General features: G+C 40.0%; 14 protein-coding genes. 8 read left to right on the top strand and 6 right to left on the bottom strand.

What is annotated here, in order from left to right; all coding sequences use genetic code 11:
- Positions 1-68 precede the first annotated feature (68 nt).
- The 5 genes from pcrA to glmU all read right to left on the bottom strand — a co-directional run bounded on the left by pcrA (position 69) and on the right by glmU (position 5,612).
- Positions 69-2,357 carry a DNA helicase PcrA gene (gene pcrA / locus QM374_RS00715; RefSeq protein ID WP_414310592.1) on the bottom strand — a complete coding sequence of 763 codons (2,289 nt, stop codon included), beginning with the start codon at positions 2,355-2,357 and terminating at the stop codon, positions 69-71.
- A 292-nt stretch (positions 2,358-2,649) separates the two neighbouring features.
- Positions 2,650-3,345 (bottom strand): 5'-methylthioadenosine/adenosylhomocysteine nucleosidase, encoded by a 696-nt coding sequence (locus tag QM374_RS00710; protein ID WP_414310591.1) that lies wholly within the window; start codon positions 3,343-3,345, stop codon positions 2,650-2,652.
- Positions 3,346-3,355: 10 nt separating this feature from the next.
- Positions 3,356-3,667, bottom strand: a complete 312-nt coding sequence (macP, locus tag QM374_RS00705; protein WP_414310590.1) for a cell wall synthase accessory phosphoprotein MacP — start codon at positions 3,665-3,667, stop codon at positions 3,356-3,358.
- Complete coding sequence (locus tag QM374_RS00700) at positions 3,660-4,223, bottom strand: NUDIX hydrolase (protein WP_414310589.1); 564 nt, start codon at positions 4,221-4,223, stop codon at positions 3,660-3,662. The genes macP and QM374_RS00700 overlap by 8 nt, the downstream gene beginning before the upstream one ends.
- Before the next feature lie 9 nt (positions 4,224-4,232).
- Entirely contained in the window at positions 4,233-5,612 is a 1,380-nt protein-coding gene (gene glmU, locus QM374_RS00695) for a bifunctional UDP-N-acetylglucosamine diphosphorylase/glucosamine-1-phosphate N-acetyltransferase GlmU (protein ID WP_414310588.1), read from the bottom strand.
- 156 nt (positions 5,613-5,768) lie between these two features.
- Between glmU and QM374_RS00690 the strand changes: the two genes are divergently transcribed.
- From QM374_RS00690 to lysS, 5 genes are all read left to right on the top strand, one after another.
- Positions 5,769-6,569, top strand: a complete 801-nt coding sequence (locus QM374_RS00690; protein WP_414310587.1) for a glycoside hydrolase family 25 protein — start codon at positions 5,769-5,771, stop codon at positions 6,567-6,569.
- A 109-nt stretch (positions 6,570-6,678) separates the two neighbouring features.
- A complete protein-coding gene (locus tag QM374_RS00685) occupies positions 6,679-7,521 on the top strand; it encodes a DUF368 domain-containing protein (RefSeq protein WP_248034219.1) in 843 nt (280 codons plus the stop codon).
- Positions 7,521-8,006: an aminoacyl-tRNA deacylase gene (locus QM374_RS00680; protein ID WP_301559664.1), complete on the top strand. Its 486-nt coding sequence runs from the start codon at positions 7,521-7,523 to the stop codon at positions 8,004-8,006. The genes QM374_RS00685 and QM374_RS00680 overlap by 1 nt, the downstream gene beginning before the upstream one ends.
- The gene (locus tag QM374_RS00675) at positions 8,003-8,623 is read left to right on the top strand and encodes a histidine phosphatase family protein (RefSeq protein ID WP_414310586.1); all 621 of its coding nucleotides are present in this window, start codon (positions 8,003-8,005) and stop codon (positions 8,621-8,623) included. Before QM374_RS00680 ends, QM374_RS00675 begins: the two co-directional genes overlap by 4 nt.
- Positions 8,624-8,763: 140 nt before the next feature.
- Positions 8,764-10,254 carry a lysine--tRNA ligase gene (gene lysS, locus QM374_RS00670; RefSeq protein WP_414267633.1) on the top strand — a complete coding sequence of 497 codons (1,491 nt, stop codon included), beginning with the start codon at positions 8,764-8,766 and terminating at the stop codon, positions 10,252-10,254.
- A gap of 89 nt (positions 10,255-10,343) precedes the next feature.
- On the opposite strand, the gene QM374_RS00665 is transcribed toward lysS, so the two are convergent.
- Positions 10,344-12,014 (bottom strand): formate--tetrahydrofolate ligase, encoded by a 1,671-nt coding sequence (locus QM374_RS00665; RefSeq protein WP_414310585.1) that lies wholly within the window; start codon positions 12,012-12,014, stop codon positions 10,344-10,346.
- 232 nt (positions 12,015-12,246) lie between these two features.
- Between QM374_RS00665 and QM374_RS00660 the strand changes: the two genes are divergently transcribed.
- From QM374_RS00660 to QM374_RS00650, 3 genes are read left to right on the top strand one after another with little or no spacing between them, the layout of a single operon-like run.
- Positions 12,247-12,936, top strand: coding sequence for a phosphopantothenate--cysteine ligase (locus QM374_RS00660; RefSeq protein WP_075231313.1), 690 nt, complete (start codon positions 12,247-12,249; stop codon positions 12,934-12,936).
- 11 nt (positions 12,937-12,947) lie between these two features.
- A complete protein-coding gene (coaC, locus tag QM374_RS00655; RefSeq protein ID WP_414310584.1) occupies positions 12,948-13,499 on the top strand; it encodes a phosphopantothenoylcysteine decarboxylase in 552 nt (183 codons plus the stop codon).
- Entirely contained in the window at positions 13,483-14,046 is a 564-nt protein-coding gene (locus tag QM374_RS00650; RefSeq protein WP_315639200.1) for an ECF transporter S component, read from the top strand. The genes coaC and QM374_RS00650 overlap by 17 nt, the downstream gene beginning before the upstream one ends.
- Positions 14,047-14,237 lie beyond the last annotated feature (191 nt).

Raw genomic sequence — 14,237 nt, 5'->3', positions numbered from 1 at the left:
CTCTGTGGAATCAAATGAATCTGTTGTCATTGAAAAATATATTTATCTTCAAAAACTTAAACTATTGACTACTTCTTCTCAATCGGTGCTACACTGGCTAGAAGTTTTTTGAGGCCGACTTCTGGGAAATTGATTTTCAATTCCTGAGTAGATCCACTTCCTGAAACTTCTAGAACAGTTCCTTCGCCCCATTTCTTATGAAGGGCAATATCACCAATAGACCAGGTTGTCTCACTAGAAGCCGATGTAGAACCAGCTGAAAACTGTCCAAAAGGTAGTCCTTTTGATTCAATTGATCTTGGTGCTGCGTTGCGTTTACGATCTTGTAGAGCTTGAGCTAGGCTCATGCCTTGACCAAAGGCAACACCTCCACTACTATAGGATGCTTTTAAGCTACTATTAGCAGGACGCGCCAAACCTTGATAAGTTAACAAATCTGAACTAATCTCATTGATAAAGCGTGTTGGGCGATTATAGTTCGTTCGACCAAACAGCAAGCGTGAGTTAGCATTGGTTAGATAAAGGATTTTCTCTGCGCGCGTGATACCGACATAGGCTAGACGGCGCTCCTCCTCTAGTTCATCCATGTCTTCTGCTGCACGACTAAGTGGAAAGACATTTTCTTCCATCCCAATCAAGAATACAACTGGAAACTCGAGTCCCTTGGCCGCATGGAGCGTCATCAAGGTTACTTCTGATGTTTCCTGACTGCCAGAGTCTGTATCTGCAATCAAGGCCAAATCGTTCAAGAAGCGACTGAGCTTATCCAATCCAGTTTCCTCTTCCTGATTATCTGGATTATCATCAAAGTTCTTGGTAACAGAAAGGAACTCTTCAATATTTTCAACACGAGCCTTGCTTTCCAAAGTCGCTTGAGCATTGAGAATATCCACGTAGCCTGTCTTTTCCAAGACTGCTTCCACTAACTCAGTAATGGTTAATTGATCCAGTTGTTCCCGCAAATCAAGAATCATATTGGCAAAATCCCAGATTGACTGAGCTGCCTTACCTTTAATCCCTGATAACATGATGTCAGCTGAAGCATCTAGCATAGACATATTTTGTAGGTTGGCAAAGTCACGGATTTTCTCTACTGTTCCTGGTCCAATGCCACGTTTAGGTTCATTAATGATGCGTTCAAAACTGATATTATCACTCAAATTGGCGATGAGATTCAGATATGCAATAACGTCACGGATTTCCTTACGGCTATAGAACTTAGTTCCACCGACCATAGTATAAGGAATATTGGACTTGAGCAGAGCTTCTTCAATGGTACGAGACTGGGCATTAGTACGGTAAAGAACTGCAAAGTCCTTGTGAAGGAAGTTTTGGCTTCGACCAAGTTCATCGATGGTTTTAGCAACAAAGACAGCCTCGTCTTGTTCATCATTAGCACGATAGTAGACAATCTGTTCCCCATCCGCATTTTGAGTCCAGAGATTTTTAGGACGGCGATTTTTATTGTTTTTGATGACATCATTAGCTGCTTGGAGAATGGTTTTGGTTGAGCGGTAATTTTCCTCCAACAAAACAACCTTGGCTTGAGGATAATCCTTCTCAAAATCCAAGATATTCTGCATATCAGCACCACGCCAACCGTAGATAGACTGGTCAGCATCCCCAACTACGCAGATATTTTGGAAACGAGAAGCCAAGAGTTTAACGAGTTGATACTGAGCATGGTTAGTATCTTGATACTCATCAACATGAATGTACTGGAACTTCTGTTGGTAATAAGTCAAAACATCAGGATTTTGATCAAAGAGACGCAAGGTCAACATGATTAAGTCATCAAAGTCCACCGACTCTGACTGACGAAGTTCTTTCTGATAGGCCGTATAACACTTAGCTACAATTTGAGTGTACATATCTCCTGCCTGGGCAGCATAAGCAACATCGTCAATCAGATCATTCTTAGCATTGGAAATGGTTCCCAAAATAGTCCGTTCATTCCATTTTTTAGGATCCAAGTTTAACTGTTTGAGGATGCGTTTCATGAGAGTCCGCTGCTCCCCTGGATCCACAATCGTGAAATTGCGATTATAGCCAATATGATCCGCATCGCGACGTAGGATACGCATGCACATAGAGTGGAAGGTCGCAATCAAACAATCCTGAGTAGCTGGATTGAGTCCATAAGCACGTTCCTTCATTTCACGCGCCGCTTTATTGGTAAAGGTAATGGCCAAGATATTCCATGGGTTGACCATCTTTTCATCAATTAAGTAGGCAATACGGTGGGTTAAAACACGAGTCTTACCAGATCCAGCACCCGCCATGATCAGCAGAGGACCTTCTGTTGTTTGAACGGCCTCGGCTTGACGGTCATTCATTCCCTTTAATAATTCGTTCATTTTCTCTTCCTTATTCTTCAAGTCAATGTTTCTATTATATCAAAAAAGTTTGAAAATAACTTTTCTTAGGAGCCTTCTGATTACTTTAGTTGGCAAGACAAGAAAAGGCTGGGACAAAAGTCCTAGCCTCTCAATTCTCTTTTGATTGTCGAGCAAGGCGCAGTGGTTGAGTGGGCTCTACTACGCTGATTTCATCAGTTTTTACAGCCCTACTCAACTGTGCGGAGGTGGGACGACGAAATCGAATTCTAACGAATTGCCGATTTCTGTCCCACTCTCAGTAATTCTTCCATTAATCCTCTATAGACTCTAAAAGCGTCATTAGGGCTTGGGCAGAACGACGTCCTGCTTCTACGATAAATTCATCAAAGGAAACGGATGCTTCATGGTTGGCATTGTCACTCATGGCACGAACGACTAAGAAAGGAAGGTTCAAAGCATAAGCTGCTTGAGCAATAGCTGCCCCTTCCATCTCTACAGCAAGAACTTGAGGGAAATGTTCTTTTATCGCTTTGATTTTATCTTCTCCAGCAACAAAACTGTCTCCTGTCGCAATCAAACCTAAATGCCAAGTTTGGTCCAGTTTAGACAAACTCTCTTGAATCAAGCTGATAAACTTTTTGTCTGATTCAAAATAGAGAGGCTGTTTAGCCATTTGACCGTAATCATAGCCAAAGGCAGTCACATCAACATCGTGGTAGGCAAGCTTGTCTGCAATCACTACATCCCCTACTGCGATTCCACTTGCCACTGCACCAGCAGAACCAGTATTAATCACTGCATCGACTTGAAAGTGATCCGCTAAGATAGCGACACTCATAGCAGACATGACTTTACCAATACCACTCTCTACAAGTACAAGCTCAACAGAACCAATCTTACCAGTATGATAGCTATTTCCCTGAACCTTTTCTTCACTAGTATCTTCCAAGTGTTGAAGCAAGTAAGCTAGTTCTTCTGGCATAGCTGCAATAATTCCAATTTTCATGATAGGCCCCTTAAATAAATCTCATTGCTAAAATTAACAAAATCAAGAGAAAAATAACTGCAAAAAGAATCTTGTTTAATTTATAATTAAAGACATTTCTCTTGGTATTTTCAATCCGACGACTTTTGTGAATAGAAGGTTCAACTTCGATGGTCAGTGTATCCTGGCTAAAACCATGATCTTTGGTTCGCGAATAGCCAAAATTTTGAGAAGAAGTCGGTAAAATTTTAGTTTCCTCATCATCTAGCAAGGGAGGACCTGAGATGTCCTCTCCTCGATTGGCACGTTCGATCATTTCATCTGTTAATAAAGGTTTACCCATGGGTTCCTCCACTATTTTTTTGTAATTCCCAGTACTGAATAGCCATGATAGTCTTGGCATCACAAATATCTCCTGACTGGATCAGTGCTTTAGCTTGGTCAAGACTGACTTCAAGTAACTCCAAAGTCTCATCTTCATCCTGCGGACGAGGATTTTCAACTTTTGTCAAATCACTTGCCAAGTAAAGTTTTAAGCGCTCGTTACAGAAACCAATAGCAGAATAGAAATCATACAAAAGAGTCAGTTTTCCAGTGTAGGCAGCTTCTTCTTCCAATTCACGAAGGGCTGCTGCTTCAGGATCGGCGTTTTCTCCAATTTCTAGTTTTCCTGCAGGAATTTCAACAGAAACTTTTTCAATCGCCTTGCGATATTGCTTGACTAGAACAATCTTATTTTCTGGAGTAACTGCTAAGACACATACAGCTCCATTGTGAAAAATCAAATCACGTTGCGCTCTACCTTTGCCAGAAGGTAGTTCAACCTGGTCTTGAACCAATTGGAAGATTGGTCCACTATAGATTTCTTTACGACTTAGGGTCTTTTCTTCAAATTCCATCGCTAGCTCCTATTTATTGTTAGGATGATGAGGGAGGCGAGTTGCATATTCATCCTTATTGACTTGACGACCTCGTCCAATAGCAATGGCATCAGCTGGAACATCCTTAGTAATGGTTGAACCTGCCCCAACAAGAGAGTTATCTCCGAGCTCTACTGGAGCAATAATGGTTGAATTTGATCCAACGAAAACATTGTTGCCAATGGTTGTTTTAAACTTGTGTTGACCATCGTAATTTACAGTAATCGTTCCAGCACCGAAGTTGACATCACTACCAACTTCACAGTTACCAATATAAGTCAAATGACCTGCCTTAGTATTCTCCCCAATGCTTGAACCTTTGACTTCAACAAAGTTCCCGATATGTACATCTTTAGCAAGGCTTGATCCTGGACGGATATGAGCATATGGTCCAACTGTAACGCCATCTGCAACCGTGCTTTCTTCAATCATCGAGTTTGTAATCACAGCCCCTGAACCGATAGTGCTATCAAGGATATAAGTTCCATTGGTCAAAACAGTTCCTGCACCAATCCTACTAGAACCTTTGAGGGTTACATTCGCTTCAATTTGAACTTCTGGAGCGATCTCAACATCAATGTCAATGTAAGTAGCTTCAGGATTCACAAAACTAACCCCATTGACCATATGTGCTTGGTTAATGCGACGACGCATGATACCTTCTGCTGTCGCAAGGGCAACACGGTCATTAACTCCTAGACTTTCATCAAAGTCTTTCAGAGTATAGGCTCCAACTTTTTCGCCTGCTTCACGGAAAATGCCGATGACATCAGTAATGTAGTATTCGCCTTGGGCATTGTTGGTGTTGATATTCTTCAAAGCTTCAAAGAGGCGGGCATTATCAAAGACATAGGTTCCTGTATTGATTTCCTTGATTTGTTTTTCAAAATCAGTCGCATCCTTCTGCTCCACGATACGAAGCACTTCAGCATTCTCGTTACGAACAATACGCCCATAACCAAACGGATCATCAGCTTCTGCAGTTAGGATTGTCGCTACATTTTTGTGATTTACGTGGAAATCAATCAAGTTCTTTAGACTTTCACCAGTAATGAGTGGTGTGTCACCAGCAATAACCAATGTTTGTCCAGAAAGTCCTTCAAGAATTGGCTCAGCCATCATTACTGCATGACCAGTTCCCAATTGCTCAGACTGTCTTACAAAATCAGTTTGACCAGCTAAAACTTGCTCCACAAGTTCTGCCTTATGTCCAACAACCGTTACTGTTTTTTCAGGATTGATGGCCCCTACACTACGAAAAACATGCTCAAGCATTGAAATTCCTGCAACCTTGTGCATGACTTTTGGTAGATCTGACTTCATACGAGTACCTTTACCCGCTGCTAAAATAACTGCATAATTTGCCATAATTTTCTCTTTTCTATAGAAATTCCCTTATATTATATCATAAATTTGCTTTTTCAAACACAAAAGATGGTAAATGCTCTAAAACATCGCATTCTCTAGATGATTTCGAGTATTTTTTTTTGATTTTTTTCACCATTTACGATACACTATAAAAGTATGAGAAAGAAAATAAATCCTGTTTTTATTTTTACTGTATTAGCTACTCTCGTGGGTATTTTAATCATCAATAGACCCAAGTTCGAAGACCATCCAGTCAAAACAAAGCAAAATCCAGTTCAAGTAGAAACTCAAGCTTTACATAATATCAACAAGCCGATTATTGATGTTTCTGGCTGGCAAAGACCATCAGAGATCAATTATGACACCTTAACTCAAAATATTTCAGGTGCAATCGTTCGGGTTCATAGTGGGGCTCAAGCTTCTGTTGAAAACGATGCTTCATTTAAAAATGGGGTTGATAAGGCTTATAAAGAACATATCACAGAATTTCAAAAACGGAATATTCCAGTCGCTGTTTATGCCTTTGTAGCTGGTAAAAATGTCGAAGAAATGGAAAAAGCTGCCGAAGTTTTCTATAATGCTGCTTCTCCCTATAATCCTAGCTACTATTGGTTGGATGTTGAAGACAAGACTATGTCTGACATGAACAAGGGTGTTGAGGCCTTTCGTGCTAAATTAGCTTCATTGGGAGCTAAAAATATTGGCATCTATGTTGGTGTTTACTTTATGGAGGAGCATAGTATCAGTACGGAAAATTTTTCAGCAATCTGGATACCGTCCTATGGAACCAACTCGGGTTACTACGAGAGTGCTCCAAAAACAGATCTTAACTATGATCTTCACCAATACACCTCTCATGGAAGCCTTGGAGGCTTTGAAAATCATCTGGATTTGAACCTTATTTCTTCCACAAAAAACAAGGAAGAAACCTTTAGAAAATTATTTTTAAATCCTTAATCACTATCACCATAAGCAAGTCAGACATTGCTTTCTGCTTGCTTTTCTTTATTTTTCAGTATTAAATCACTGTTTTATCTTTATAGAATATGAATCTCGGAGGAACTCTATGTTATCATGGCTATCAAAAATTATTAAGGGAATTGTTATTGCTCTCGGTTTCATTCTACCAGGGATTTCTGGTGGCGTCCTTGCTGCTATCTTGGGAATTTACGAAAGAATGATTCGTTTTCTTGCCCATCCTTTTAAGAATTTAAAAGAAGATGTACTCTTTTTCCTTCCTGTCGGTATTGGGATGCTTCTAGGTATCGGACTTTTCTCCTATCCAATCGAGTATCTTTTAGAGAATTATCAAGTGTATGTATTGTGGAGTTTTGCTGGAGCTATCATTGGTACCATCCCAAGTCTTGTCAAAGAATCAACTCGTGACTCTGATAGAGACAAGGTTGACCACATATGGTTTTGGGCAACCTTCATCATCTCAGGTATCGCCCTCTATGCCTTGAATTTTGTAGTTGGTTCTCTATCTGCAAGCTTCCTTAACTTCACACTGGCTGGTTGTTTGTTGGCCCTTGGTATTTTGGTTCCTGGGCTTAGTCCTTCCAATCTTCTCTTGATTCTTGGCCTTTATGGGCCTATGTTAACAGGGTTCAAGACTTTTGATTTATTTGGTACCTTCCTTCCAATAGGAATTGGAGCTGCTGCTACTCTTATAATTTTTTCAAAATTTATGGACTACGCTCTCCGAGTCTATCAATCTCGTGTCTACCACTTTATCATCGGAATTGTTCTTTCAAGCACAATCTTAATCCTCATTCCAAATGCTGGTAATGCTGAAAGCATCAGCTACAGTGGATTATCTCTTGTGTCTTATGTCATCATTGCCTTTTTCTTCGCTCTAGGTATTTGGTTAGGTATTTGGATGAGTCAATTGGAGGATAAATACAAATAATGGCTAAAAAAGTAAAAGTCAAAAAAACCTTGGTCCAACAAATTTTAACCAAGGCAGGAATAAACCATACAGGTATTCAAATTAATGCCTTGGAAGGTGAGATGCCTCAAGGTTATGAAAAGAGTCAGATTTTCAAGACTCTAGCACTTCTGGGAGATAAGACTGGACCAATTATTGGAATCGTACCTATCACTGAACATCTTTCTGAAAAGAAACTGGCTAAGATTTCTGGTAATAAGAAAGTCAGCATGATTCCACAAAAAGACCTAGAAAAAACAACAGGCTATATCCACGGTGCCAATAATCCAGTTGGAATCCGTCAAAAACATAACTATCCTATCTTTATCGACCAAACTGCTCTTCAACTGAATGAAATGATTGTTTCCGCAGGGGAGGTTGGTCATAGTATCATTATCAATCCTCAAGATCTAGCATCCTTTGTTAAAGCTGAATTTGCAGATATCTTGGAGGCAAGTAACACATGAAATTCTATTTTATTCGTCACGGTAAAACACTTTGGAATCTGGAGGGACGTTTTCAAGGAGCGAGTGGGGATTCTCCACTCTTAGATGAATCTATTGAAATCTTAAAAAAACTAGGTCGGTATCTCCAGGAAACCCCATTTGATGTGATTTATTCTAGTGATCTTCCTCGGGCTAAAACTTCCGCTCAAATTATCCAAAGTCAACTGAAAGACAGCTGTCCATTAGAAGAGATACCCTCACTAAGAGAATGGCAACTTGGAAAACTTGAAGGTGCAAAATTTGCAACCTTGGAAGCCATCTATCCCGAGCAATTAAAGGCTTTTCGTACCAATCTAGCAAAATTCGATTCGACTATGTTTGGAGCAGAGTCTGTCTATCAAACAACTCAACGAACCATTCAATTTATCAAATCATTAGAGTCCAAACCTTTTGAACATGTTATGATTGTTGGTCACGGTGCCAATCTCACAGCCAGTATTCGAACTCTTCTAGGCTATGATACTCCACTACTTAGAAAAGATGGAGGTTTAGCAAATGCTAGTGTTACTATTGTCGAAACAGAAGACTTTAAAAACTTTAACCTCTTAGTCTGGAACGACACTTCTTATCAAAATTAGAACTGAACTTAACAATCGCTGTTAAGTTCTTTTTAGATTTTGTAGAATATCCGTGAATTTATTTGACTTTTATGATAAAATGGGAGTATCGCAAAAAAGACTCATCGTATCAAGAATTGAGTAAAAACTAGGAGGAAACCATGTCAACAGAACATATGGAAGAACTAAATGACCAGCAGATCGTTCGCCGTGAAAAAATGGCTGCGCTCCGCGAACAAGGAATCGATCCATTCGGTAAACGCTTTGAACGCACTGCTAACTCACAAGAATTAAAAGATAAATATGCTGACCTCGATAAGGAACAACTACATGAATTGAACGAAACTGCTACTATTGCAGGTCGTCTTGTTACCAAACGTGGTAAAGGTAAAGTTGGATTTGCCCACCTTCAAGACCGCGAAGGTCAAATTCAAATCTACGTTCGTAAAGACGCTGTTGGTGAAGAAAACTACGAAATCTTTAAAAAGGCTGACCTCGGAGACTTCCTCGGTGTTGAGGGTGAAGTGATGCGTACGGATATGGGAGAACTCTCTATCAAGGCGACTCACATTACACACTTGTCTAAGGCTCTTCGTCCACTTCCAGAGAAATTCCATGGTTTAACAGACGTTGAAACAATCTACCGTAAACGTTACCTTGATTTGATTTCAAACCGTGAAAGCTTCGAACGTTTTGTTACTCGTTCAAAAATCATCTCTGAAATCCGTCGTTACCTTGATCAAAAAGGTTTCCTAGAAGTTGAAACACCTGTTCTTCACAACGAAGCTGGTGGTGCTGCTGCTCGTCCATTTATCACACACCACAATGCTCAAAACATTGATATGGTTCTTCGTATCGCGACTGAGCTTCACTTGAAACGTCTTATCGTTGGTGGTATGGAGCGTGTTTATGAGATTGGCCGTATCTTCCGTAACGAAGGAATGGATGCTACACATAACCCTGAGTTTACTTCTATCGAGGTTTACCAAGCATACGCAGACTTCCAAGATATCATGGACTTGACTGAAGGCATCATTCAACACACTGCTAAAGCTGTTAAAGGCGATGGTCCGGTTATCTATCAAGGAACTGAAATCAAGATCAATGAACCATTTAAACGTGTACACATGGTGGATGCAATCAAGGAAATTACAGGTGTTGATTTCTGGAAAGATATGACTTTCGAAGAAGCTAAAGCTATCGCAGCTGAAAAGAATGTTCCTGTTGAAAAACACTATACTGAAGTTGGTCACATCATCAATGCTTTCTTTGAAGAATTTGTTGAAGAAACATTGATTCAACCTACCTTTGTCTATGGTCACCCAGTAGCTGTATCACCACTTGCTAAGAAAAATCCTGAAGATGAACGCTTCACTGACCGTTTCGAACTCTTCATCATGACTAAAGAATACGGAAATGCCTTTACTGAGTTGAACGACCCAATCGACCAGCTTAGCCGTTTCGAAGCTCAAGCCAAAGCCAAAGAGCTTGGGGACGACGAAGCAACAGGCATTGACTACGACTACATCGAAGCACTTGAATACGGTATGCCACCAACAGGTGGTTTGGGAATCGGTATCGACCGTCTCTGCATGCTCCTCACAGATACAACTACAATTCGTGACGTATTGCTATTCCCAACTATGAAATAAAAACTCAAATCTCCTAGTTATCTCTAGGAGATTTTTTAATAGTAACAAAAAGACAAACTCAATGTTGAGCTTGTCTTTATATTGTTCAATTAGAATAATCCAAGAACTGTACCATCACTTTCAACATCCATGTTGAGAGCTGCTGGGCGTTTTGGAAGTCCAGGCATGGTCATCACATCACCAGTAAGGGCAACGATAAAGCCTGCACCCAATTTTGGTACTAACTCACGAATGGTAATTTCAAAGTTTTCAGGTGCACCAAGAGCATTTGGATTATCTGAGAAACTGTATTGAGTTTTAGCCATACAGATTGGCAATTTGTCCCAACCATTTTGAACGATTTGAGCGATTTGAGTTTGAGCTTTCTTCTCGAAGTTTACTTTGCTACCACGATAGATTTCAGTGACAATCTTTTCAATCTTTTCTTGTACTGAAAGTTCGTTATCATAGAGACGTGTATAGTTAGCTGGATTTTCGTCAATTGTTTTGACGAGAGTTTCAGCCAAAGCCACTCCTCCTTCAGCTCCATCAGCCCATACGCTAGCTAACTCAACCGGAACATCAATTGCAGCACAAAGTTCTTTCAAAGCTGCGATTTCAGCTTCTGTATCAGATACGAACTCGTTAATAGCAACAACTGCTGGAATACCAAACTTACGGATATTCTCAACGTGGCGTTTCAAATTAGCAAAACCAGCACGAACAGCTTCTACATTCTCTTCTGTCAAAGCATCCTTAGCAACCCCACCATTCATCTTAAGAGCACGAAGAGTTGCAACAATGACTACTGCATCAGGAGATGTTGGCAAGTTTGGAGTTTTGATATCCAGAAATTTCTCAGCACCAAGGTCTGCACCAAAACCTGCTTCTGTCACTGTGTAATCTGCCAAGTGAAGGGCTGTAGTTGTAGCCAAGACAGAGTTACATCCGTGTGCGATATTGGCAAATGGGCCACCATGTACAAAGGCAGGTGTTCCATAGATGGTTTGAACCAAGTTCGGTTTGATAGCATCTTTCAAAATCAATGCCAAGGCACCTTCAACCTGTAAATCACCAACTGAAACAGGTGTACGATCATAACGGTAGCCGATAACGATATTGGCCAAACGACGTTTCAAATCTTCAATATCAGTTGCCAAGCAAAGGATAGCCATGATTTCTGAAGCCACAGTGATGTCAAAGCCATCTTCGCGTGGAATACCATTAAGTGGACCACCAAGGCCAACAGTTACGTGACGAAGGGCGCGGTCGTTCAAGTCCACCACACGTTTCCAGAGAATACGGCGTTGGTCGATTCCAAGTTCATTTCCTTGATGCAAGTGATTGTCAATTAAGGCAGAGAGAGCATTATTTGCAGTTGTAATAGCGTGCATATCTCCAGTAAAGTGAAGGTTGATGTCTTCCATTGGTAAAACTTGGGCATAACCACCACCAGCTGCACCACCTTTAATCCCCATGACTGGTCCAAGAGAAGGTTCGCGGATAGCAATCATGGTTTTCTTACCAATCTTATTCAAAGCATCAGCAAGTCCGATAGTAATAGTTGATTTTCCTTCACCAGCAGGTGTTGGGTTGATAGCTGTCACCAGGATCAATTTGCCGACTGGATTACTTTCAACCTCACGAATCTTATCAAAACTAAGCTTAGCCTTGTATTTTCCGTATAATTCCAAATCATCGTAAGAGATGCCAAGTTTTTCAACAACATCAACGATTGGTTTCAATTCAATACTTTGTGCAATTTCAATATCTGTTTTCATTCAAAACTCCTCTACCTCAAATGTGTTAATTCATTATATCATAAAATAAGATTTTTAACAGTCATAAAGCTTGATAACGTTCGTAAATATCACAACACTTCAGACTTTCTTGGCTTCTTTTTAAAATTTTATATGCCTTTATAGGTTTTAACTATAGTTGAAAGCTTGGATTTCACATAATATTTTATCGCTTTCATTTTACTTACTGCTCATTTTTTTGTACAATAGTTCTATGAAAATTTTAGTTACATCTGGTGGTACAAGCGAAGCCATTGATAGAGTTCGCTCCATTACCAACCACTCTACTGGTAGACTTGGTAAAGTTATAACTGAGACTTTACTGAAGGCTGGGCATCAGGTTTGTCTGATTACTACGCAACAAGCACTAAAACCAGCACCACACTCAAATTTATCCATCATTGAAATCAAAAACACTTCCGATTTACTTCGAAAGATGAAACGGATTGTTCCTGATTATCAAGTTTTGATTCATTCCATGGCAGTCTCTGACTATAGTCCTGTTTACATGACTGGTCTTGACCAAGTCCAAGCAAGCCAAGATTTAAGTGAGTTTTTGCATAAGAAAAATATGGAAACAAAGATCTCCTCTAAGGCTGAGGTGCAAGTCCTATTTCTCAAGAAAAATCCAAAAATTATTGCTCTTGTCAAAGAATGGAACCCCAATATTCATCTCATCGGCTTTAAACTGCTTGTCGATGTTACCAAGGAGCATCTGATTCAAATCGCTAGAGAAAGTCTTGAAAAGAATCAAGCTGACTTGATTGTCGCTAATGACCTCACTCAGATTAATGAAAATCAGCACCTGGCTTATCTAGTAGAAGAAAAAGATTATCAGCTTTCTACTAGCAAGCAAGAAATTGCTGACTTGTTAACCAAGAGAATTCAAGAACTTGATCGTTAGAAAGGAAAATTATGGCTCGTATTACACTCGCTGTTACAGGCTCTATCGCTTCTTACAAGGCTGCTGATTTGGTTAGTAACTTGAAGAAACAGGGGCATTCTGTTACGGTACTTATGACCCAGGCTGCGACTGCCTTTATCCAACCTTTAACCCTTCAAGTCCTATCTCAAAATACGGTACATCTGGATGTTATGCAGGAACCTTATCCTGACAAAGTCAATCATATCGAGTTAGGCAAAGAAACAGATTTGTTTATCCTTGCCCCTGCAACCGCTAATACGATTGCAAAAGTAGCATATGGTTTTGCAGACAATATGGTAACCTCTACTGCTCTTGCCTTGCCAAACTATGTTCCAAAACTAGTAGCACCTGCTATGAATACCAAAATGTATGACCATCCAGCAACTCAAACAAACCTAAAAACTTTGGAAAATTATGGTTATACAATTATTTCTCCTAAAGAATCCCTACTCGCCTGTGGAGACGTAGGACGGGGTGCTCTTGCTGATCTTGATACTATTTTACAACAGATAAAGGAAAAACTTCATGAACAAACGCTCTAATATTGCTCCAATTGCTATCTTTTTTGCCAGCATGATCGTCATTCATCTGCTGAGTTCTATTGTCTTTAATGTCTTGCCATTTCCAATTAAACCAACCATTGTCCATATCCCGGTCATCATTGCTAGTATCATCTACGGACCACGGATTGGGGCCATCTTAGGTTTCTTGATGGGAATGATTAGCTTGACAGTCAATACAATCACGATTCTCCCAACTAGCTACCTCTTCTCTCCTTTTGTACCAAATGGTAACATCTACTCCCTAGTTATTGCGATTGTACCACGCATCCTTATTGGTTTAACTCCATACTTTGTCTACAAACTACTCAGAAACAAGGCAGGGCTCATCTTCGCGGGAGCACTCGGTTCCCTCACAAATACTGTATTTGTACTAGGCGGAATCTTCTTCCTCTTTGGAAATGTTTTTGACGGAAATATCCAAAAACTATTAGCTACTGTTATCTCAACAAATTCTATCGCAGAACTCATAATCTCAGCAATACTTACCCTAGTTATTGTTCCGAGACTTGAAAAAATCAAAAAATAAGAGGTCGGGAAAATCCCGACCTCAATTTTTATTTGCACTGAAACTCTGCTCCAGCATTTAGTGGATCTTAAAGACTTAGAAAATCCTTTGAAAGAAGATTTTTTCTATCTAAAAGCATGATTGTAAAGACTCACTGATATTGGAAAAGGCTTCAATCTTGGAAAAATAATTACTTTCCCATAGCCTTTTAT

This window comes from Streptococcus infantis, assembly GCF_047465525.1.
Taxonomy (GTDB): domain Bacteria; phylum Bacillota; class Bacilli; order Lactobacillales; family Streptococcaceae; genus Streptococcus; species Streptococcus infantis_R.
This window is presented reverse-complemented; position numbering and strand designations above follow the sequence as displayed.

Bases quoted from the DNA above. Each gene is read 5' to 3' on its own strand.
- pcrA (WP_414310592.1), bottom strand. From the start codon at position 2,357: ATGAACGAATTATTAAAGGGAATGAATGACCGTCAAGCCGAGGCCGTT.
- QM374_RS00710 (WP_414310591.1), bottom strand. From the start codon at position 3,345: ATGAAAATTGGAATTATTGCAGCTATGCCAGAAGAACTAGCTTACTTG.
- macP (WP_414310590.1), bottom strand. From the start codon at position 3,667: ATGGGTAAACCTTTATTAACAGATGAAATGATCGAACGTGCCAATCGA.
- QM374_RS00700 (WP_414310589.1), bottom strand. From the start codon at position 4,223: ATGGAATTTGAAGAAAAGACCCTAAGTCGTAAAGAAATCTATAGTGGA.
- glmU (WP_414310588.1), bottom strand. From the start codon at position 5,612: ATGGCAAATTATGCAGTTATTTTAGCAGCGGGTAAAGGTACTCGTATG.
- QM374_RS00690 (WP_414310587.1), top strand. From the start codon at position 5,769: ATGAGAAAGAAAATAAATCCTGTTTTTATTTTTACTGTATTAGCTACT.
- QM374_RS00685 (WP_248034219.1), top strand. From the start codon at position 6,679: ATGTTATCATGGCTATCAAAAATTATTAAGGGAATTGTTATTGCTCTC.
- QM374_RS00680 (WP_301559664.1), top strand. From the start codon at position 7,521: ATGGCTAAAAAAGTAAAAGTCAAAAAAACCTTGGTCCAACAAATTTTA.
- QM374_RS00675 (WP_414310586.1), top strand. From the start codon at position 8,003: ATGAAATTCTATTTTATTCGTCACGGTAAAACACTTTGGAATCTGGAG.
- lysS (WP_414267633.1), top strand. From the start codon at position 8,764: ATGTCAACAGAACATATGGAAGAACTAAATGACCAGCAGATCGTTCGC.
- QM374_RS00665 (WP_414310585.1), bottom strand. From the start codon at position 12,014: ATGAAAACAGATATTGAAATTGCACAAAGTATTGAATTGAAACCAATC.
- QM374_RS00660 (WP_075231313.1), top strand. From the start codon at position 12,247: ATGAAAATTTTAGTTACATCTGGTGGTACAAGCGAAGCCATTGATAGA.
- coaC (WP_414310584.1), top strand. From the start codon at position 12,948: ATGGCTCGTATTACACTCGCTGTTACAGGCTCTATCGCTTCTTACAAG.
- QM374_RS00650 (WP_315639200.1), top strand. From the start codon at position 13,483: ATGAACAAACGCTCTAATATTGCTCCAATTGCTATCTTTTTTGCCAGC.